General features: G+C 63.6%; 18 protein-coding genes and 1 riboswitch. Of the genes, 11 read left to right on the forward strand and 7 right to left on the reverse strand.

The features are described from left to right. Positions 1-546, forward strand: coding sequence for a DUF924 family protein (locus CO731_RS18275; protein WP_108608236.1), 546 nt, complete (start codon positions 1-3; stop codon positions 544-546). A gap of 5 nt (positions 547-551) precedes the next feature. Here the strand turns inward: CO731_RS18275 and CO731_RS18280 are convergent, their stop codons facing one another. Next, positions 552-1127: a GNAT family N-acetyltransferase gene (locus CO731_RS18280; protein WP_108608237.1), complete on the reverse strand. Its 576-nt coding sequence runs from the start codon at positions 1125-1127 to the stop codon at positions 552-554. Positions 1128-1193: 66 nt separating this feature from the next. Between CO731_RS18280 and CO731_RS18285 the strand changes: the two genes are divergently transcribed. After that, positions 1194-2522 carry a DNA polymerase IV gene (locus tag CO731_RS18285; protein WP_108608238.1) on the forward strand — a complete coding sequence of 443 codons (1329 nt, stop codon included), beginning with the start codon at positions 1194-1196 and terminating at the stop codon, positions 2520-2522. 35 nt (positions 2523-2557) lie between these two features. Here the strand turns inward: CO731_RS18285 and CO731_RS18290 are convergent, their stop codons facing one another. The 5 genes from CO731_RS18290 to dnaE form a co-directional block, all read right to left on the reverse strand. Next, on the reverse strand, positions 2558-2866 hold the full coding sequence (locus CO731_RS18290) for a hypothetical protein (RefSeq protein ID WP_108608239.1): 309 nt from the start codon (positions 2864-2866) through the stop codon (positions 2558-2560). Positions 2867-2905: 39 nt separating this feature from the next. Next, on the reverse strand, positions 2906-3532 hold the full coding sequence (locus tag CO731_RS18295; RefSeq protein ID WP_245439906.1) for a L,D-transpeptidase: 627 nt from the start codon (positions 3530-3532) through the stop codon (positions 2906-2908). Between the two features lie 86 nt (positions 3533-3618). Further along, positions 3619-4572: a glycine betaine ABC transporter substrate-binding protein gene (locus tag CO731_RS18300; RefSeq protein ID WP_108608241.1), complete on the reverse strand. Its 954-nt coding sequence runs from the start codon at positions 4570-4572 to the stop codon at positions 3619-3621. Positions 4573-4676: 104 nt separating this feature from the next. Then, positions 4677-5687, reverse strand: a complete 1011-nt coding sequence (locus tag CO731_RS18305; RefSeq protein WP_108608242.1) for a methyltransferase — start codon at positions 5685-5687, stop codon at positions 4677-4679. 175 nt (positions 5688-5862) lie between these two features. Further along, the gene (gene dnaE / locus CO731_RS18310) at positions 5863-9393 is read right to left on the reverse strand and encodes a DNA polymerase III subunit alpha (RefSeq protein WP_108608243.1); all 3531 of its coding nucleotides are present in this window, start codon (positions 9391-9393) and stop codon (positions 5863-5865) included. 221 nt (positions 9394-9614) lie between these two features. Between dnaE and CO731_RS18315 the strand changes: the two genes are divergently transcribed. The 9 genes from CO731_RS18315 (at position 9615) to gcvP (ending at position 18836) form a co-directional block, all read left to right on the forward strand. Continuing rightward, positions 9615-10742, forward strand: a complete 1128-nt coding sequence (locus tag CO731_RS18315) for an S-(hydroxymethyl)glutathione dehydrogenase/class III alcohol dehydrogenase (RefSeq protein WP_108608244.1) — start codon at positions 9615-9617, stop codon at positions 10740-10742. After that, complete coding sequence (locus CO731_RS18320) at positions 10742-11206, forward strand: GNAT family N-acetyltransferase (protein ID WP_108608245.1); 465 nt, start codon at positions 10742-10744, stop codon at positions 11204-11206. Before CO731_RS18315 ends, CO731_RS18320 begins: the two co-directional genes overlap by 1 nt. A gap of 24 nt (positions 11207-11230) precedes the next feature. Beyond that, complete coding sequence (locus CO731_RS18325) at positions 11231-11701, forward strand: YaiI/YqxD family protein (RefSeq protein ID WP_108608246.1); 471 nt, start codon at positions 11231-11233, stop codon at positions 11699-11701. Next, entirely contained in the window at positions 11698-12354 is a 657-nt protein-coding gene (locus tag CO731_RS18330) for a DUF1345 domain-containing protein (protein WP_108608247.1), read from the forward strand. Before CO731_RS18325 ends, CO731_RS18330 begins: the two co-directional genes overlap by 4 nt. A gap of 118 nt (positions 12355-12472) precedes the next feature. Beyond that, positions 12473-13360: a cytochrome b/b6 domain-containing protein gene (locus tag CO731_RS18335; RefSeq protein ID WP_108608248.1), complete on the forward strand. Its 888-nt coding sequence runs from the start codon at positions 12473-12475 to the stop codon at positions 13358-13360. Between the two features lies 1 nt (position 13361). Next, positions 13362-14153: a molybdopterin-binding protein gene (locus CO731_RS18340; protein WP_108608249.1), complete on the forward strand. Its 792-nt coding sequence runs from the start codon at positions 13362-13364 to the stop codon at positions 14151-14153. A 147-nt stretch (positions 14154-14300) separates the two neighbouring features. After that, a riboswitch (glycine riboswitch) is annotated at positions 14301-14387 on the forward strand. Positions 14388-14536: 149 nt separating this feature from the next. Beyond that, positions 14537-15637, forward strand: coding sequence for a glycine cleavage system aminomethyltransferase GcvT (gene gcvT / locus CO731_RS18345; RefSeq protein WP_108608250.1), 1101 nt, complete (start codon positions 14537-14539; stop codon positions 15635-15637). A gap of 5 nt (positions 15638-15642) precedes the next feature. After that, positions 15643-16011, forward strand: a complete 369-nt coding sequence (gene gcvH, locus CO731_RS18350; RefSeq protein ID WP_108608251.1) for a glycine cleavage system protein GcvH — start codon at positions 15643-15645, stop codon at positions 16009-16011. A 14-nt stretch (positions 16012-16025) separates the two neighbouring features. Then, a complete protein-coding gene (gene gcvP / locus CO731_RS18355) occupies positions 16026-18836 on the forward strand; it encodes an aminomethyl-transferring glycine dehydrogenase (protein ID WP_108608252.1) in 2811 nt (936 codons plus the stop codon). A 97-nt stretch (positions 18837-18933) separates the two neighbouring features. Here gcvP and CO731_RS18360 read toward each other — a convergent pair whose 3' ends face one another. Then, the gene (locus CO731_RS18360; RefSeq protein WP_108608253.1) at positions 18934-20109 is read right to left on the reverse strand and encodes a GGDEF domain-containing protein; all 1176 of its coding nucleotides are present in this window, start codon (positions 20107-20109) and stop codon (positions 18934-18936) included. Positions 20110-20187: the final 78 nt, after the last annotated feature.

Raw genomic sequence — 20187 nt, forward strand, 5'->3', positions numbered from 1 at the left:
ATGGTGGACAGGCAGCGCGCAACCGAAGTCGTCGCCTATTGGCGCGAGGCCGGCCCCGAAGGCTGGTTCCGCAAGGACGAGATGTTCGACGACCGGTTCCGCAGCCGTTTCGGCGACCTGCACATGGCCGCGGCCAAGCGCCAATGCGATCACTGGGCGAGCGACCCCGAAGGCGCACTGGCGCTGATGATCCTGCTCGACCAGTTTCCGCGCAACTGTTTCCGCGGCAGCGGCCATATGTATGCCACCGATCCGCTCGCCCGCCATTTCGCGCGCAATGCGGTGGCCGACGGCCACGACCTCGCCACAGAAGGGCCGATCCGGGTGTTCTTCTACCTGCCGTTCTCGCATTCCGAGACGTTGGCCGACCACGACATCCCGCTCGAACGGTCGACCGCCCTTGGTGGCGACTACCTGAAGCACGCCATCGGCCATCGCGACATCGTCGCTCGTTTCGGCCGCTTCCCGCACCGCAACTCCATCCTCGGGCGTGAATCGAGCGAGCAGGAACTGGCGTTCCTCGAAAGCGGCGGCTTTTCCGGCTGAGCGGCTCAGAGCTCCAGGCGCATAAGGGGTCGGCCGGGCTTGCGCTCGGCCGCTCGCGAAAACCCGGCTTTCTCGAATACCCGCGTCGAGCCGACAAAAAGACCGACCGAGCGCGAATCCTTCGACTGGTCCATCGGGCACGCCTCCAGCAGCCGCGCACCCGACTGGCGCGCAAAATCGATGCCGGCGTCGACCAGTTGGTGAGTCAGTCCCTGGCCGCGCGCATTGTTGCGGATGAAGAAGCACGAGATCGCCCAGACACGTGGGTCGCCGGCATCATCGGGATCCAGCGGCGTGGATCCCCTGCCGGCATTGTTGAATTCGGGCACATCGGCGCGCGGGCCGATCTGCATCCAGCCAACTGCCTGGCCGGCATCGAAGGCAAGCACGCCCGGCGGAGGCCCCGCCTCGATGCGCGCCTTGATGTGATCCTTGTTGCGTTCGCGACTGCTTTGCCGCCGTGCCGCCGGCGGCAGCCTGAAATAGGTGCACCAGCAGCCGTAGCAAGCGCCCTGCTTGCCGAACAGGTCTTCGAATTGCGGCCACAGATCGGGCGTCAGCGGCAAGATGGCATCAGACATGGATAGCTCCGTCGCACAGCCTTGTCGCGGCACTGCGGCTGGCATAAAATCGCGTTCGTTCTCTTTATGTTCGCAGTGAAGGCAATGCCTGTCAACGATCCCAGCCACGGTTTCTGCCGCGACTGCCTTGCCCTTCAGCGCGGCGCAGGCCCGCGCTGCCATGCCTGCGGCAGCCCTCGCCTGTTGCGCCATGCGGAGCTCTACGAACTGCATCTCGCCCATATCGACTGCGACGCGTTCTATGCGGCAGTGGAAAAGCGCGACAACCCCGACCTGAAGGACAAGCCCGTCATCATCGGCGGCGGCAAGCGCGGGGTGGTTTCGACCGCATGCTACATCGCCCGCATCCATGGGGTGCGCTCGGCGATGCCGATGTTCAAGGCGCTGGAGGCCTGCCCCGAGGCGGTGGTGGTCAAGCCCGACATGGAGAAATACGTCCGCGTCGGCCGCGAGGTGCGGGCGATGATGCAGGCACTGACGCCGCTGGTCGAGCCGATCTCCATCGACGAGGCGTTTCTCGATCTCGACGGCACCGAGCGACTGCACGGGCTTCCCCCCGCTCTGGTCCTCGCTCGATTCGCAGCCGCCGTGGAAAAGGAAATCGGCATCACCGTCTCGGCCGGGCTGTCCTACTGCAAGTTCCTGGCCAAGATCGCCTCCGACTTCCGCAAGCCGCGCGGCTTTGCGGTCATCGGCGAGGCAGAGGCCCTGGGTTTCCTCGCGCAACAGCCGGTGACGATGATCTGGGGCGTCGGCAAGGCCTTTGCCGCGACGCTCGAACGCGATGGCATCCGCAGCATCGGCCAGCTCCAGCGCATGGATCGTGGCGACTTGATGCGGCGCTACGGCACGATGGGCAGCCGGCTCTACCATCTGTCGCGTGGCCACGACGACCGGCAGGTGTCGCCCGATCACGAAGCCAAGAGCGTCTCGGCCGAGACGACCTTCGACACCGATCTCGCGACGCCGGCCGACCTCGTGCCGGTGCTGCGCGCCTTGTCGGAGAAGGTGTCGGCGCGGCTGAAAAAGGCAGGTATCGCGGGCCGGACGGTGGTGCTGAAGCTCAAGACGCAGGATTTCAAGCTCAGGACGCGCAACCGGCAGCTTGCCGATCCGACAAGGCTCGCCGACCGCATCTTCCAGACCGGCATGCAATTGCTGGCCAGGGAAACCGACGGCACCAAGTACCGCCTTCTCGGCATCGGCGTCAGCGACCTGTCGGACGACGAGCGCGCCGATCCGCCTGATCTGGTCGATGTCCAGTCACGCAAGCGCGCACTGGCGGAAGGTGCCATCGACGTGTTGCGCGGCAAGTTCGGCAGGCAAGCGGTCGAGACCGGCTACACCTTCGGCAAGGGCCGCAACACCCGCCCGCCGGAACCGCTGGACGACTAGCTTCCGCAGTGCGCCTTTGGCGTCTGAAGCGCCTTTCAGGCCGCCTTCTGCACCGACGTAACCGTGCCCATATTGTCGACGACGCAGGTATAGCGCTGGCCGGACGCATTGAGTTCGACCTGGTACCTGGTCGCGTCCAGTTGCGACGAACCGACCGGCAACACCTTGTCGGCGTCGACGCCAGCCGAGGTTGCGGCAGCACTTGCGCAGGTGAGTTGCAGGTCGGCGGGTGCTGTCTGCACGGTGGTTCGCGCCATGTCTTGCGGCTCTGGCGCGGTGGAACTGCAACCGGCAGCAGCAAGTCCGGTCAGCAAGGTAGTGGCGGCAAGATGGATCGTTCGCATTTCGTCCCCTCGTTCCATGCGTCTGGTCGTTGAGAGGGATCACACCCCCTTGTAGAGCGCAGCCCCTTGCATCAGCACCACGACCTTGGCGCCCACCCGCACCTGCGCATGCAGGTCGACGATGTCGTCATTGTTCATGCGGATACAGCCGGACGACACGTCGAGGCCGATCGTCCACGGTTCCGGCGTTCCATGGATGCGGTAGATGGTGTCCTGGTCGCCCTGGTAGAGGTAGAGCGCACGTGCGCCGAGCGGATTGTCGGGACCGCCCGGCATGCCGCCGGCAAACTTGGCGGCGTTCGGATCGCGCGCCACCATCTCGGCCGGCGGCGTCCAGGTTGGCCATTCGGCGGTGCGGCCGACGCGCACGATGCCGGCCCAGCCAAAGCCGTCGCGACCGACACCGATGCCGTAGCGCACGGCCTTGAGACCGGGCAGCACGAGATAGAGGAAGTGCTGGTTGCCATCTATGATGATCGTTCCCGGCTTCTCCGCCGTGCGGAACGTCACGATCTGTCGGCGAAACGCATCAGGCACCTGGCCGTGGGCGGCGTAATACTGCCGCGCCTTCTTGCGATCGTAGTTGATCCATTTGTGCGTCTTCGGGTCGAATATCTGCGTCGTCGGGCCTACCTGCGCCAATGCCGCTCCGAGCCCCACAGCCATGAACAGGGCCGCGACCCAACCCAGCCTTCCACGCAGACGCGACATCCCTGCCATGCACCTCACCCTTGTTTAGGTTTCGACCGGCATCACTGCAGCCATCCCTTGACGCGTTCTTCGTGGGTCGCCACCCATTGCTCGGCAAACTTCGCCGGATCCTGCCGCTCAACTTCCAGCGCGTAGCCCATGGCAGTCACTTCGTCGGCGTTGAAATCGACCTTGTCGAGGAACCTGGCCACCGCAGGCATGCGCTTGGACAGCGAGGAAGCATAAGCCAGGCTGAAGCTCGACGGCTTCCAGGCCACCGGCGCGTCCGACTTCGACAGCCAGAGCGGATCGTCGGCCTGCAACACCACCTTCCATTTCGCTGGATCGAATGCCGGCTCGCTCAGCTGCTTGATCTGGTGAAGCTGAAAGACATGGTGTGGACTGTAGCAATAGAAGACGATCGGCTTGTCGGTCGCGACAGCCGCATCAACCGCCGACATGCCGACTTCTTCTGGCATTTCCAGCAGCGTCATGGTTTCGGCATAGCCGTAGCTCTTGGCACGGATGCGTTCGACATCGGTCGACAGCCAGCCGCGCGCGCCGATCCACATCTCGCCCTTGCCGTCGCCGTCGGTATCGAAGAGCCTGGACTTGGCAGGGTCCTTCAGATCCACAACGTCGCGTACGCCATGCTCGTCATAGGTCTTCTGCGTGACGCACAAACCCTGCGTCGCCGATACATCGTGGCTGCTGAGATGGATGGTGCCGCGGTCGGTGGCGTATTTCTGGATCAAGGGATCGAAATTCGGGCGCCAGACTTCCGGGTAGACATCGACCGTGCCCGCATCCATTCCGGAGAACGCGATCAACGTCCCCATCTCGGCGACGTCGACCTCGAGACCGAGCGATTTCTCCAGCGCTGCCTTGATGATATTCGCAGCCGCCTGTCCGGAAGGCCAATTCGGCATTGCCACGACGAGATCGGCTGCATGTGCCTGGAGAATGCCTCCCACAAGCACAGCCGTAGCGCAGACACCTCGCAACAGGGTCTTCATCTTGACCGCTAGCCTCGTTTCCGCTGGCAGCAGGCTCTATTCATCGGGCGTTGAAGTCAAGCGAAGTTACTCGCCCCGGGCGACCTTCAAGTTAGACAGGGATATTAGACGGGTTCACCCTCGATGAGGCTGATGCGTGGGCCGGCGTCGAAGACATTCGTCAAACGGAAACCAGAGGCGGTGAAGAGACTTGCGAACTCGACCCTGGTTCGCTCCTGTCCGCCGGGCACGGCCAGCATGTTGAGATCTGCGAACTTGGCCCTCGCACCTTCATTTGGCGGGGCCAGCACCGCGTCCAGCACGAGCAGCTTGCCGTCAGGCCGGATCGCTCTGCGGCAGCATTTCAGGATGGCAATCGAGCGTTCGTCGTCCCAATCGTGCAGGATCCATTTCATCACATGGGCGTCCGCCCCCTCGGGCACTGCGAGGAAAAAGTCGCCGCCGACCACCTGGCAGCGTTCGGCCACGGACGCTGCCTGCAGCACAGCTCCCGCGCCTTCCACCACCTGTGGTTGGTCGAACAGGATTCCACGCTGCAATGGGTTGCGTGACAGTATGGCGGCAAGCAGCGCGCCCTGCCCGCCGCCGACATCCATCACAACCTCGAACCTCTCGAAATCATATGCCGCAAGGACGGCCGCAGCGACAGCGGGCACGAAGGAAGACATCGCCCGGTCGAAGATCAGGGATTCCTCGGGATGGTCGATGCGATACTGCCAGACGCCTGTCCCATGGGCATGGGCGAAGGCATTTTCGCCGGTGCGCACGCTGTGCAGGAGTTCGCTCCACGCATCGCGGTAGTAGGATCGCCCGACCATGCGCGCCCAAGGCGCGACGGAATGCTCGACATCGGAACGCAGGCCCGCTCCAAGACTGGTCAGTGAAAACTGGCGTGCGTCGCCTTCATGCAGCACGCCAACGGAGGCCAGTGCGCGCAAGAGCCGGTAGAGGGACTGTGGATGTGCAGAGGCGGCTGCGGCGAGATCGTCGCTTGTTCGCGGCCCGTTCGTAAGGTGGTCGGCGATGCCGAGCGTCGCCGCAACGCAGATCGCCTGGGACACCTGGTACCCATTCACCATCTGCATAAGCTGTGATGCGGCGGCCTTCTCGTCCATGACGAAGCCTCAAGTGACTGGTGCATTCACCGATACAATCGTTCAAAGTGTACAGGCAGGTTTGCGCACCCCACGAAGCAGCACGCGCTGCAGGTGAGAGGCGCCTAAAATACCAGCAGGGATTGTTCGCCGCAACGCGCTACAATCTTGCGCACCAGTAGGCAGCAGGCGTGACCTAGACCAGTTCGACCTCGACCACGCCAGGCACCGCCCGCATGGCCGATGCGATCGAAGGCGTGATGCGGTAGCGGTTGGGCAGTTCGATCTCGATCTCGCCCTGGGCCTCGCCTTTCAGCACGATGAAACTGACCTCGCCTTCGCCGCGGGTCGTGAGTTGATTGGAGAGCATATTCAGCGGTGCTGCGTCGCGCACGAAGATGCGCAATGTCTTCTGCACGCGGCTGGCCTCATCTTCCAGCGACTGCACAGTCTGGATGCGAAGGTTGACGCCCTCGGGCCGATCCTCGGCGGCAACGGTGATGACCACCGACTTGCCCGGTTCGAGCAGGTCGCGGTACTGCGCCAGCGCCTCCGAAAACAGCACGGATTCGTATTGGCCGGAGACGTCGGAGAACTGGACGACGCCCATCTTGTTGCCGGTCTTGGTCTTGCGCTCCTGCTTGGTCGTTACCGTGCCGGCAAGCCGGCCGGCTGTGGCGCCACGCTTCACCGCTGCGGCGAAATCGGTCCAGTTCTGCACGCGCATCTTTTCGAGCGCCGATTTGTATTCGTCGAGCGGATGCGCCGAGAGATAGAAACCAACGACCTGGAACTCTCGGTGCAAACGGTCGGCCGGCAACCATGCATCGGCCTGCGGCAGGTGCAGCACGGGCGCCTGACCCGAAAAGGCGCTGCCGAAAATATCCGATTGGCCAAGCGTGGCGTTTTCGTGCGCCAGCGAGGCGAGGCCCATCATGCGTTCTATACCGGCCATCAAGGCCGCGCGATCGTGGCCGAAGCAATCGAACGCACCGGCCATGATCAGGCTTTCGAAAACACGCTTGCCGACGGTCTTCGGATCGATGCGCTCGCAGAAATCGGCGAGGCTGGCGAAGGGCTTTTCCATCCGCTTGGCAACGATATGCTGGACCGCCGCTTCGCCGACGCCCTTGATGGCGGCGAGCGAGTAGAAGATCTTCTTTTCGCCGACCTCGAAGTCGCGGAAACTGGTCATGACGGACGGCGGCACGACATCGATGCCGAGGCGCATGGCGTCCTGGCGGAAGTCGTTGAGCTTGTCGGTGTTCGACATATCGTAGGTCATGGAGGCCGCGAGGAACTCGACCGGATAGTGCGCCTTCAGATACGCCGTCTGGTAGGAAACAATGGCGTAGGCTGCGGCGTGCGACTTGTTGAAGCCGTAGTCGGCAAACTTGGCAAGCAGATCGAAGATGGCATTGGATTGGGGCTTGGAGACGCCCTTTTCCATCGAACCGGTGACGAAACGCTCGCGCTGCTTGTCCATCTCGGCGCGGATCTTCTTGCCCATGGCGCGGCGGAGAAGATCGGCTTCACCGAGCGAATAGCCCGACAGCTCCTGGGCGATCTGCATCACCTGTTCCTGGTAGACGATGACCCCTTGGGTCTCCTTCACGAGATGGTCGATCATCGGATGGATCGAGGCAATCTCCTCATCGCCGTGCTTGCGGGCGTTGTAGGTCGGGATGTTCTCCATCGGGCCCGGGCGATAGAGCGCCACCAGCGCGATGATGTCCTCGACGCGGTCGGGCTTCATGCCGATCAGCGCCTTGCGCATGCCCGCACTTTCAACCTGGAAGATGCCGACTGTCTCGCCGCGCGACAGCATGGCATAGGTCAGCGGATCGTCGAGCGGGATGAGCGCCAGGTCGATGTCGACGCCGCGCCGGCTGATGAACTGCAGCGCCTTCTGCAACACCGTCAGCGTCTTCAGGCCGAGGAAGTCGAACTTCACCAGGCCGGCCTGCTCGACATACTTCATGTTGAACTGGGTGACCGGCATGTCCGAACGCGGGTCGCGGTACATCGGCACCAGTTCGGACAGCGGGCGGTCGCCGATGACGATGCCGGCGGCGTGCGTCGAGGCGTGGCGGTAGAGCCCTTCCAGCTTCTGCGCCATGTCGAGCAGCGTCTGGACGATCGGTTCGCGCTCGGCCTCTTCGGCAAAGCGCGGCTCGCCCTCGATGGCCTGGCCGAGCGTCACCGGGTTGGCCGGGTTCTGCGGCACCATCTTGCACAGCTTGTCGACCTGGCCGTAGGGCATCTGCAGCACCCGTCCGACGTCGCGCAGCACGGCGCGCGCCTGCAGCGTTCCGAAGGTGATGATCTGGCCAACCTGGTCGCGGCCGTATTTGGCCTGGACATAGCGGATGACCTCTTCGCGCCGGTCCTGGCAGAAGTCGATGTCGAAGTCGGGCATCGAGACGCGGTCGGGGTTGAGGAAGCGCTCGAACAGCAGCGAAAAACGCAGCGGATCGACGTCGGTGATGGTGAGCGCATAGGCGACGAGCGAACCCGCGCCCGAGCCGCGGCCCGGGCCGACCGGAATGCCCTGCACCTTCGCCCACTTGATGAAGTCCGCAACGATCAGGAAGTAGCCGGGGAATTTCATGCGCTCGATGATGCCGAGCTCGTATTCCAGGCGTTCCTTGTACTGCTCCGGCGTATAGCCCTCGGCCAGGCCGCGCGTTTCAAGCCGCATGGCAAGGCCGTCATGGGCCTGCCGGGTCAGTTCGGCCGCTTCGGCTGCAACGGCGGCGTCGGCGTCGGCAATGTCGCCCCCGGTGAAGCGCGGCAGGATCGGATTGCGATTCTTGGGATAATACGAGCAGCGCCGGGCAATCTCGACCGTATTGTCGATCGCTTCGGGCAGATCGGCAAAAAGCTCCGACATCTCCTTCTGGGACTTGAGGAAATTGTCAGGGGTCAGCCTGCGCCTGTTGTCTTCGGCAACCACCGAACCCTCGGCGATGGCGATCAGCGCGTCGTGCGCCTCATAGTCGGCGCGGGTCGGGAAGAAGGCCTCGTTTGTCGCCACCAGCGGCAGGCGGTGACGGTAGGCCAGCTCGATGGTCGCTGCCTCTACACCCCGATCGTAGCCGGCCACGCGTTCCAGCTCGACATAAAGCCGGTCGCCGAACATTGCCTGTAAGCCCAGAAGCCGGGCTTCGGCGAGGACCTGGTGATCGCTCCTGATCGCCGTGCCGATCGGCCCCCGCGGCCCGCCGGTCAGACAGATGATGCCGTCCGCCAGCCCGCTGACCCAGTCGAGCTTGGCATGCACCGGTTCGCCATTGGGCGTTTCGAGATAGAGTCGGCTGACAAGCCGCACGAGGTTGGCATAACCTGCCTCGGTGGCGGCGATCAGTACGATCGGGAGAAGATCGAGCGCCTGCTTGAACACGGGTCCGCGCTGGCCGGAATCGGCAGTCTCGGCGAAGTCGACGTCGACCTGGCAGCCAACCAGAGGCTGCACGCCGTCCTTGGTCGCCTTCTGGGCGAATTCCAGCGCGCCGAACAGGTTGTTGCTGTCGGCCACCGCGATTGCCGGCGCGGCATCCTTCACGGCATGTCCGACGACCTTGCCGAGCGGCAACGCGCCTTCAAGCAGAGAATAGGCGGAATGAACGCGCAGGTGAATGAACGTCCTTGCGGAAGCCTCTGGCTTTGCTTCCGCTTTTAACGCTTCACGCTTCAGGGGATCGCGCGGGAGCCGTTCACTCGACATCGAATCGTTTGCCTTGCAAGGAAGATTTCAGCCGGCATGTTCGGCCAGGGGCGTCATCGTGTCCATCCCGCATGGGGTCACGCCGGAAACGCCTTGTGGAGGACGATGCCGAACGCCGCTTTAGCACGGTTCGGCGTCACCTTCCCGGTTGATCGCCCGGCCAAAACCTGAAACCCTGCCGCCGGATTTTTGCCCCCGAAATTACATGAAGGAACATCGCCATGAAAACCCGCGCCGCAGTCGCCGTCGGAGCCGGAAAGCCGCTCGAAATCATGGAGGTGGACCTCGAAGGGCCGCGCGAGGGCGAGGTACTGGTCGAGATCAAGGCGACCGGCATCTGCCACACCGACGAGTTCACGCTGTCGGGCGCCGATCCGGAAGGCATCTTCCCGGCGATCCTCGGCCATGAGGGAGCGGGTGTCGTCGTCGATGTCGGCAAGGGTGTCACCTCGCTCAAGAAGGGCGACCACGTCATTCCGCTCTACACGCCCGAATGCCGCTCGTGCCCGTCGTGCCTGTCGCGGAAAACCAATCTGTGCACCGCGATCCGCTCGACCCAGGGCCAAGGCCTAATGCCGGACGGTTCGTCGCGCTTCTCGATCGGCAAGGACAAGATCTTCCACTACATGGGCTGTTCGACCTTTTCGAACTTCACCGTGCTGCCCGAGATCGCGCTGGCCAAGGTCAACCCCGACGCGCCGTTCGACAAGATCTGCTACATCGGCTGCGGCGTGACGACCGGCATCGGTGCGGTCATCAACACCGCCAAGGTCGAGATCGGCTCGACGGCCATCGTCTTCGGCCTCGGCGGCATCGGCCTCAACGTGCTGCAGGGTCTGCGCCTGGCGGGTGCCGACATGATCATCGGCGTCGACCTCAACAATGAGCGCAAGGCCTGGGGCGAAAAGTTCGGCATGACGCATTTCGTCAATCCGAAGGAGGTCGAGGGCGACATCGTTCCCTACCTCGTCAACATGACCAAGCGCGGTGCCGACCAGATCGGCGGCGCCGACTACACCTTCGACTGCACCGGCAACGTCAAGGTGATGCGCCAGGCGCTGGAGGCATCACATCGCGGCTGGGGCGAATCGATCGTCATCGGCGTCGCCGGTGCCGGCCAGGAGATCGCGACGCGGCCGTTCCAGCTGGTCACCGGCCGGACCTGGAAGGGCACCGCCTTCGGCGGCGCGCGCGGCCGCACCGACGTGCCGAAGATCGTCGAGTGGTACATGGAGGGCAAGATCCAGATCGATCCGATGATCACGCATACGCTCAAGCTCGAAGACATCAACAAGGGTTTTGATCTGATGCATGCCGGCGAGAGCATCCGAAGCGTCGTGGTTTATTGATGAGCGGTGTCGCATACGAGGTCGACGTCAGAGGCTTGGACGACCTGTCTCCGCGCGACCTCTATGCGATGCTGAAAATGCGCATCGACGTCTTCGTCGTCGAGCAGAAATGCGCGTTTCCCGAACTGGACGGCAAGGACCCCGAGGCACTGCACCTCAGGCTGCTTGCCGGCAAGGAATTGCTGGCAAGCACGCGGATCATCGCCCCCACCAACAGCGACGGCCCGGCCTATATCGGCCGGGTCGTGGTTTCGCCCGACCATCGCGGCAAGCAATTGGGCGGCATGTTGATACGCGAGTCCATCGCCGCCTGTGGGCGGCTGTTTCCCGGGCGCCCGATCGCGCTTTCGGCGCAGAGCCACCTCCAGAGGTTCTACGCGTCCTTCGGCTTCGAGACCGTCTCGGAGGAATATCTGGAAGATGATATCCCCCATATCGACATGCTCCGGCCCTTGCCTGCCTGAGCCTTGCGCATGCAAGGTGGTGCGATGGACAGCAAGCCTATCATCTACGTCGATGCCGACGCCTGCCCGGTCAAGGACGAGGTGGTGAAGGTCGCCGAACGCCTCGATCTCATCGTCACCTTCGTCTCCAACGGCGGCCTCAGGCCGTCGCGCGATCCGATGATCCGCAACGTGGTGGTGTCCAAAGGCGCGGATGCTGCCGACGACTGGATCGTCGACAATACCCATGCCAACGACATCGTCGTCACCGCCGACATCCCGCTGGCCGCCAGGGCGGTAGCCTTGGGTGCCCATGTGCTGGGTCCGACGGGCAAGCCCTTTACTCCGGAGACCATCGGCATGGCGGTTGCCATGCGCGACCTCAAGCAGCATCTGCGCGAGACCGGCGAAAGCAAGGGCTACAACGCATCCTTTGCGCCGCAGGACCGTTCACGTTTCCTTGGAGCCCTGGACCAGATGGCGCGACGGGCGCTGAAGGCGGCTCCGCCGTCATGAAGCCATTCAAGCGCCATGTCGTGTTCCTGATCAGCGCTGCCCTAGGCGTCGCTGCTTTGGCTGGCGCACTGTTGTTCGGCCAGCCATTGGCCTTCGCCATCGGCGCAAACATCTTCTTCGTCGCCTACATCGCGCTGATCCTGCGGCAAATGCCGGCACTGGATGCCGCCTATCTCAGCCACCGCGCCCAGGACGCGGACGAGCCGGTGGGCATCATCTTCCTGGTCACCATCGGCATCGTGGCGGTGGCGGTCGGCTCGCTGTTCATGCTGATCAACGCCAAGGAAGCGACCAATCCGATTGCCTTGGTCTTCTCGCTGCTTTCGCTGCCTTTCGGGTGGTTCACCATCCACGCCATGGCTGCGTTGCACTATGCTCACCTGTTCTGGAAGGGTGACGACAAGTCAGACACGGCATCAACGCATGGACGTAAGCCCATAGGTGGATTGGGTTTTCCTGAAACAGACCGACCGGTCGGCTGGGACTTTCTCTACTTCGCCGTTGTCATCGGCATGACCGCGCAGACCGCCGACACCGACATCTCCACCACGGACATGCGCCGCGCCGTGATGCTGCATTCGATCCTGTCGTTCTTCTTCAACACCATCATCGTCGCCGCGGCGGTCAACCTGGTGGTCTCCTTGGCCAACTGAGCCCGGCTCACGCGAATATCATCGCGGCCCCGAAACCTATCTCCGACCGGACGCGTAGTTTGACCAACACCAGCGCGCTTCCGCCCAAGGCCGCGTGCGCCATTGGAGGTCAGGCCAGATGGAAAGCCAGTCGCGTATCGTGCAGCAATCGGACGGGCACCCGTTGCCGACGTCCAATCGCCCGGAGAGCGAACTGGTCTATCGGCAAACGCGCTGGACGCGGCTGACCCACTGGGTCTGGGCGCTGTCGCTGTTCTTCCTGCTGCTCAGTGGACTGCAGATCTTCAACGCCCATCCTGCGCTCTACATCGGCAAGCAATCGGGCTTCCAGTTCGACAACGACGTTCTGGTCATTGGCTCCGACTATAGCTCAAATGGACCAATAGGTTACACCGAACTCCTCGGCAAACGATTCAACACCACCGGCATCCTTGGCCTTTCAGGCCCCATTGATAATCTGGACGCCCGCGCCTTTCCGGCATGGGCGACGATCCCGTCCGGACAGGACCTCGCGACCGGCCGCGTGGTGCATTTCTTCTTCGCCTGGGTCCTGTCGGCAACGCTGCTGGCCTGGCTTGTCGCCAGCGCGCTCAGCGGCCACCTGCGCCGCGATCTTGTGCCTCGCGCGGACGACATACGTCGCCTGCCCAGAGACATTGCCGACCACGCCAGACTGAAGTTCCACCACAGCCGCGACTACAACACGCTGCAGAAACTTGCCTATGGCGGCGTGCTGTTCGTGCTGCTGCCGCTGATGATCCTGACCGGCCTCGCCATGTCGCCGAGCATGAACGCGGCGATTCCTTTCCTCGCCGACATGCTTGGCGGGCGCCAGACAGCCCGCACCATCCACTTCGTTGCGATGGCGCTGCTCGTCGGCTTCTTCATTGTCCACATGCTGATGATCCTGGCTGCAGGCCCGATCAACGAACTGCGCTCGATCATCACCGGGTGGTACCGTACGGATCGATCCGAGCGCGGCAATTCCGACAAAGGGAGTGCCTGAGATGCCAAAGTTTCAGATAAGCCGCCGACGCTTCCTGACCGCCGCATCCCTCGGAATTTCGAGTGCAGCGCTTTCCGGCTGCGATGCCTTTGACTTCCTGCAGGACCGCGATAACGGCGTGCGCAATGTGCTCGAAGGCGCCAATGGACTGACCTATCGCGCGCAAAGGCTGATCGCGGGCCACGCCTCCCTTGCCCAGGAATTCTCCGAGGCGGACATTCGCCAGCCGCAGCGTCCGAACGGTGTGACGGCGCCCGACGACGATGTCTACAAGGGCCTGCTGTCCAATCAGTTCGCCGACTGGCGGCTCGAGGTTGTCGGGCTCGTCGAAAGGCCGCTGTCGCTGTCGCGGGAGCAACTGATGGCGATGCCCTCGCGCACCCAGATCACCCGGCATGACTGCGTCGAAGGCTGGAGCTGCATCGCCAAATGGACCGGCGTGCCGATGGCGCTGGTTCTGGACCAGGCGGTGGTGAAGCCTGAAGCACGTTATGTCGTTTTCCACTGCCTCGACACGATCGAGCGAAGCCTGTCGGGCGAGGTCAAATATTACGGCTCGATCGACCTGGTCGACGCACGGCATCCCCAGACGATTCTCTCCTATGGCATGAACGGGAAAGCGTTGCCGGTCGAGAACGGCGCGCCACTGCGCGTCCGGGTCGAACGCCAGCTCGGCTACAAGATGCCGAAATACGTGCACCGAATCGAACTTGTCGACGGCCTCAATTCGATGGGCCTCGGCAAGGGCGGATATTGGGAAGACCGCGGCTACGACTGGTACGGCGGCATCTGAACGCAGTGGCGCTGGTTGCCGCGGATAGGAAACTGCCACCCGAAAGTATTGGGCTGGACTATCTACTTTGCAAATAAGGCTTGGCCGATAGGTGACAAAGTGTCGGCCTTGGGATATTGACGAGTCGTCTGGGGCCTTTGCGGGCTCCACCTGTTTGCGGGAGAGAGCAGCGAAAGCTGACGCCGAAGGGGAAATCGCCCGAAATCTCTCAGGCAAAAGAACCGTAAACAGGAAGGACACTCTGGAAAGTCGGGACCTGGATCCCGCGCCGAAGGTGTAAGCGCTGCCGACAGAGATCCGGAGCGCGAGTCTCTCAGGCTTCAGACAGAGGGGCACGGAATAGCTGCCAAAAGCGGCTGGCAACGTGCGACTCTGGAGAAGACATGACGGGCGACCATACTAATCAATTGCCACTCGAAGACCTGCATTCCGCCGCTGGTGCGCGCTTCGGCGCCTTTGCCGGCTGGAACATGCCGCTCACCTACCCCGCCGGCGTGATGAAGGAGCACCTTCACACCCGCGAGCATGTCGGCCTGTTCGACATCTCCCACATGAAGCTGTTTGTGGTCAGCGGACCGGGTGCGGCGGACCTCATCAACCGCGCTTGCCCTCTCGATGCCAAGGCACTCGAGTTCAAGCAATCCAAGTATACTTTCTTCCTCACCGAAGCCGCAGGCATCGTCGACGACCTCATCATCACCAGGCTCGGCGAAGACCGTTTCATGGTCGTCGCCAACGCTGGCAACGCGGCCACCGACGAGGCGCATCTGCGCGAAGTCGGCAAGAGTTTCGACGCCAAGATCGAGCCGCTGGATCGCGTCTTCATCGCTATCCAGGGACCGGAAGCGGCAGCCGTGCTCGAAAGTGCCGGCGTCGCCACCGACGCCCTGTTCTTCATGCAGGGCTTCGAACCGCGCACCAACTGGTTCATGAGCCGGTCGGGCTATACCGGCGAAGACGGTTTCGAGATCGGCCTGCCGGAAGCAGACGCCCGCGAACTGCTCGCCAAGCTGCTCGGCGACGAACGTGTCATGTGGATCGGCCTTGCCGCCCGCGACAGCCTGCGGCTCGAAGCCGGCCTCTGCCTGCACGGCAACGACATCACGCCCGACACCGACCCGGCAAGTGCCGGCCTGATGTGGGCCATCCCCAAGGACCTGCGTACCGACGGCAAGTTCATCGGAGCGGCAGCGCTTTCGAAAATTCTCGCCGACGGCGCCAAGGAAAAGCGCGTCGGGCTGAAGCCCGAAGGCCGCCAGCCGGTGCGTTCGGGCACGCAACTCTTCGACGCCGACGGCAATCCCGCCGGCCGTGTTACCTCGGGCGGCTTCGGTCCCTCGGCCGGGTTCCCGGTCGCCATGGGCTATGTCTCGGCACCGCTTGCCAAGGCCGGCACTCGTGTCTTCGCCGATGTTCGCGGCACCAAGGTGCCTGTCGACGTCCACTCCCTTCCCTTCACGCAGCATCGCTATCGCAAAGGATAATTTCCATGACCAAGACCTATTACACTGAAGACCACGAGTGGCTGCGCGTTGAGGGCGACATCGCAACGGTCGGCATCACCGACTACGCCCAGGAACAGCTTGGCGACCTCGTTTTCGTCGAACTGCCTGAAGCCGGCCGCAAGCTCGCCAAGGGCGACGTCGCCGTCGTCGTCGAATCCGTCAAGGCGGCCTCGGACGTCTACGCGCCGCTCGACGGCGAAATCACCGACTCCAATGCCGCGCTCTCCTCTGATCCGGCGCTGATCAATTCGGCAGCCACCGGCGACGGCTGGCTTTGGAAGATGAAGATCGCCAATACGGGCCAGCTCGAGGGCCTGATGGACGAAGCGGGCTACAAAGCCCATATCGGTTGACAGGATTGCCTGACATGACCACTGCACCATATCCTTTTTCGGCCCGTCACATCGGGCCCGGCGCGACCGAAACCCGCGCCATGCTTGCCGCGATCGGCGTGCCTTCGGTGGAAACGCTGATCTCGCAGGCGGTTCCGAAGTCGATCCGGCTGGACCGGCCGCTGGCGCTGCCGGCACCTGCGAGCGAACATCAAGCGCTTGCCGAACTCGGCGAGAAGATGGGCCGCAACAAGGTGCTGAAGAGCTTCATCGGCGCCGGCTATCACGGCGTCAACGTACCGCCGGTGATCCAGCGCAACCTGTTCGAAAACCCGGCCTGGTACACGGCCTACACGCCCTACCAGGCTGAGATCAGCCAGGGCCGCCTGGAACTGCTGTTCCACTTCCAGACGCTGGTTGCCGAACTGACCGGCCTGCCGGTTGCTTCCGCATCGCTGCTCGATGAAGCCACCGCCGTGGCCGAGGCCGTCGGCATCGCGCTTCGCCATCACCGCGACAAGCGCAGCCGCGTCGCCCTCGCAGGTGCCGCTCACCCGCAGATCCTTGACGTCATCCGCACTCGGGCCGAACCGCTCGGCACCGAGATCGACGGCGAAACCATCGACGACAACACGGCAGCCCTCATCGTTTCCTGGCCCGACACCCATGGTGTCTATGGCAACCACAAGGCGGCGATCGAAAAGGCCAAGGCAGTCGGCGCGATCGTCATCTTCGTTTCCGACCCGCTCAGCCTGACCGTCACCGATACCCCTGCCAGCCTCGGCGCCGACATCGCCACCGGTTCGATGCAGCGCTTTGGCGTACCGATGGGCTTCGGCGGCCCGCACGCTGCCTATTGCGCCGTCTCCGACAAGCTGACCCGCCTGATGCCGGGCCGCCTCGTCGGCCAGTCGGTCGACAGCAAGGGCCGCCCCGGCTATCGCCTGGCGCTCCAGACCCGCGAGCAGCATATCCGCCGCGACAAGGCGACGTCGAACATCTGCACGGCGCAGGCCCTGCTCGCGAACATGGCGGCATCCTATGCCATCTGGCACGGCCCGTCCGGCCTGCAGGCGATCTCGGAGCACATCCACGCGCTGGCTAGCCGTCTTGCCGAAGGCCTCAAGGCTGCCGGCGTCACCGTGCTCGGCGACAAGCGCTTCGACACCGTCACCGTCGAGGCAAAGGGCAAGGCCGAAGCGATCGCTGCCGAAGGCGAGAAGGTTGGCCGTCTGCTGCGCGTCATCGATGCCGACCATGTTTCGGTCGCCTTCGACGAAACCTCCACCGGCGCGGATCTCGAAGCGATTGCTGCGCTGTTCGGTGCCAAGGCACCGGCGGAAGCCAAGCGCGCCCTGCCTGGAAAACCGCGCGGCAAGGAGTTCCTGACCCAGCCGGTATTCCACGCAAACCGTTCGGAAACCGACATGATGCGCTTCCTGCGCAGGCTCGCCGACAAGGATCTAGCGCTCGACCGCGCCATGATCCCGCTCGGCTCCTGCACCATGAAGCTCAATGCGGCGGCAGAGATGATGCCGGTCAGCTGGCCGTCGGTCGCCAACCTGCACCCGTTTGCGCCGACCAGCCATTCGCTCGGTTATCGCGCGATGACCGACGATCTCGAAGCCTGGCTCTGTGAGATCACCGGCTTCGACGCCGTCAGCCTGCAGCCGAACGCCGGCAGCCAGGGCGAATATGCCGGCCTGCTGTCGATCCGCCGCTATCACCATTCGCGTGGTGAGACCCAGCGCAACATCTGCCTGATCCCGTCTTCGGCGCACGGCACCAACCCGGCAAGTGCGGCCATGGCCGGCATGGAAGTGGTGGTCGTGCACTGCCTCGACGACGGCGACATCGACGTCACCGATCTCAAGGTCAAGGCCGAACAGCACGCCGACAAGCTTGCGGCGCTGATGTTCACCTATCCCTCGACGCACGGCGTGTTCGAGGAAGGTGCGCGCGACATCTGCGAGATCGTGCATGCGCATGGCGGACAGGTCTATTTCGACGGCGCCAACCTGAACGCAATGGTGGCACTTTCGCGTCCAGCCGACATCGGCGCCGACGTCTGCCACATGAACCTGCACAAGACCTTCTGCATCCCGCATGGCGGCGGCGGCCCCGGCATCGGCCCGATCGGCGTCAAGTCGCATCTTGCGCCGTTCCTGCCCGGCCATGTCGAGGCGGGCAGCGCGCATGCGGTTTCGGCGGCTCCGTTCGGCAGCGCCTCGATCCTGCCGATCACCTGGATGTACATCCGGATGATGGGCGCTTCGGGCCTGAAGCAGGCGACGGAGCAGGCTATCCTCAACGCCAACTACATCGCCACCAAGCTCGAGCCGTACTATCCGGTGCTGTTCAAGGGCCGCAACGGTCGCGTCGCGCATGAGTGCATCCTCGACACCCGCGTGCTCAAGGAGACTGCAGGCATCAGCGTCGAGGACATCGCCAAGCGCCTGATCGACTATGGCTTCCATGCACCGACCATGTCCTGGCCGGTCTCCGGTACGCTGATGGTCGAACCGACCGAGTCCGAGCCGAAGCACGAGATCGATCGTTTCTGCGAAGCGATGATCGCGATCGCTGCCGAGGCGGCCAAGGTCGAAAAGGGCGTGTGGCCGAAGGACGACAATCCGCTGGCCAATGCGCCGCACACGGCGACCGAAACGCTGGCAGGCGAGTGGAAGCACCCCTACTCGCGCCTCGAGGCGGCCTATCCCGGCGGGGATCCCGACACCGCGGCCAAGTACTGGCCGCCGGTGTCGCGCATCGACAACGTGGCCGGCGACCGCAACCTGGTCTGCGCCTGCCCGCCGCTGTCGGAATATCTCGGCGCCGCCGAGTAGGCGGATCTGAAACCAGACGAATCGGCCGGACACCTAGTCCGGCCGTATCCTTTTGCGGGCGGCTTCTCGACGGCTGTGCCTAATGGCGCAGCCGAGCCTAGGCAAACAACCGTGCCGGCTCGTAGGTTGTCGCGCCACCCGTCATATCGGCTGTAACTGCCCGGTTTCGGCCGGCGCGCTTGGCGGCGTAGAGCGCCGCGTCGGCGGCGGTCAGCATCTCATCGAGCGTCATTGCGCCATCGTCCCCGAAACAGATGCCGACGCTGACGGTGCTGCGCAGTGGCCCGAGCCTGGTGACGACGATCTCGGCGCCAAAGGAACCTCCGATAGACCGCAATATGCCGTGCGCCTCATCAGGGGCGACGCCTGACATGATGACGGCAAACTCCTCACCGCCCAGCCGAAAACATTCGACGCCGTCCTGGGCATGATTCCTGACAACGTCGGCGAAGCGTTGCAGAACCGTATCGCCCGCAGCGTGACCGAAGACGTCGTTGGTGCGCTTGAAATGGTCGAGGTCGAACATGGCCAGCGCCGTCGTCGATCCGAACCGCGTGTCGCCATGGAATATCGTCAACGCCCTGCGATTCAACAAGCCGGTCAGAGGGTCGGTCAGCGTCTGGACGGTCAATTCTCGCTGGGTGCGCAGGTGATGCAGCGAAATGGTCAGCGCCCCCAGTGCCGTCATGCAGGCGACGACGACGGCGGTGTTGAGGTCTTCGGCCCAATTCTTGGGGACGGTCCCCAGAGACCACTGCCCGTCCAGAACCAGCACCAACGCACAGAGCGTGAAGGAGACGGCGGCGCTGCCAGCGAGCAGGGTGACCGCGGCCAGGATACGCCGGTCATATGCCCCGGCAGCCCAAAACATCACTGTGACTACGATCAGCAGGGCTGTGACGGTGGAATAGGCGAGGACGAAACCCAAGCCGTCGTAGCCGGAGGCGGTCACGGCCGTGATCAACACCACCGCCGCGAGCACGGGCGCCGCGGCGATCCTGTGCCAACCCTTATCAAGGTACTGAGCCGTCGAGCACAGGATGACGAAGAAGCCGGCCACCAGCAGTGTCAGGGTCAGTTGGCCAAGCCACGGCGAGGCGTTGCGGCCATATTGCCAAAAGCCGATGACATGAACGACAAGAAGTAGTATTCCGGCCGCCATCGTAAAGACGAAACGCGCTTGGCGCGCCGTCAGCCAGATGGCGAGCAGCGTCCCGCTCAGACAGGCGCCGGACAAAGCCGTCGCGAGCAAAAGGGAACCGAAGTCAAGCACGAGGCCCCCGCCTTGTTGATTGTCCGATTGATTGGGAAGCACTTATGGACTTAGCGGTCGCCCAGCAACCGCCTAAGG

Origin of the sequence: Aminobacter sp. MSH1, assembly GCF_003071665.1 — a bacterium.
GTDB classification, from domain to species: Bacteria; Pseudomonadota; Alphaproteobacteria; order Rhizobiales; family Rhizobiaceae; genus Aminobacter; species Aminobacter niigataensis.

Excerpts from the sequence above, each read along its gene's own strand:
- CO731_RS18275 (WP_108608236.1), top strand. The coding sequence starts at position 1 with ATGGTGGACAGGCAGCGCGCAACCGAAGTCGTCGCCTATTGGCGCGAG.
- CO731_RS18280 (WP_108608237.1), bottom strand. The coding sequence starts at position 1,127 with ATGTCTGATGCCATCTTGCCGCTGACGCCCGATCTGTGGCCGCAATTC.
- CO731_RS18285 (WP_108608238.1), top strand. The coding sequence starts at position 1,194 with ATGTTCGCAGTGAAGGCAATGCCTGTCAACGATCCCAGCCACGGTTTC.
- CO731_RS18290 (WP_108608239.1), bottom strand. The coding sequence starts at position 2,866 with ATGCGAACGATCCATCTTGCCGCCACTACCTTGCTGACCGGACTTGCT.
- CO731_RS18295 (WP_245439906.1), bottom strand. The coding sequence starts at position 3,532 with ATGGCTGTGGGGCTCGGAGCGGCATTGGCGCAGGTAGGCCCGACGACG.
- CO731_RS18300 (WP_108608241.1), bottom strand. The coding sequence starts at position 4,572 with ATGAAGACCCTGTTGCGAGGTGTCTGCGCTACGGCTGTGCTTGTGGGA.
- CO731_RS18305 (WP_108608242.1), bottom strand. The coding sequence starts at position 5,687 with ATGGACGAGAAGGCCGCCGCATCACAGCTTATGCAGATGGTGAATGGG.
- dnaE (WP_108608243.1), bottom strand. The coding sequence starts at position 9,393 with ATGTCGAGTGAACGGCTCCCGCGCGATCCCCTGAAGCGTGAAGCGTTA.
- CO731_RS18315 (WP_108608244.1), top strand. The coding sequence starts at position 9,615 with ATGAAAACCCGCGCCGCAGTCGCCGTCGGAGCCGGAAAGCCGCTCGAA.
- CO731_RS18320 (WP_108608245.1), top strand. The coding sequence starts at position 10,742 with ATGAGCGGTGTCGCATACGAGGTCGACGTCAGAGGCTTGGACGACCTG.
- CO731_RS18325 (WP_108608246.1), top strand. The coding sequence starts at position 11,231 with ATGGACAGCAAGCCTATCATCTACGTCGATGCCGACGCCTGCCCGGTC.
- CO731_RS18330 (WP_108608247.1), top strand. The coding sequence starts at position 11,698 with ATGAAGCCATTCAAGCGCCATGTCGTGTTCCTGATCAGCGCTGCCCTA.
- CO731_RS18335 (WP_108608248.1), top strand. The coding sequence starts at position 12,473 with ATGGAAAGCCAGTCGCGTATCGTGCAGCAATCGGACGGGCACCCGTTG.
- CO731_RS18340 (WP_108608249.1), top strand. The coding sequence starts at position 13,362 with ATGCCAAAGTTTCAGATAAGCCGCCGACGCTTCCTGACCGCCGCATCC.
- gcvT (WP_108608250.1), top strand. The coding sequence starts at position 14,537 with ATGACGGGCGACCATACTAATCAATTGCCACTCGAAGACCTGCATTCC.
- gcvH (WP_108608251.1), top strand. The coding sequence starts at position 15,643 with ATGACCAAGACCTATTACACTGAAGACCACGAGTGGCTGCGCGTTGAG.
- gcvP (WP_108608252.1), top strand. The coding sequence starts at position 16,026 with ATGACCACTGCACCATATCCTTTTTCGGCCCGTCACATCGGGCCCGGC.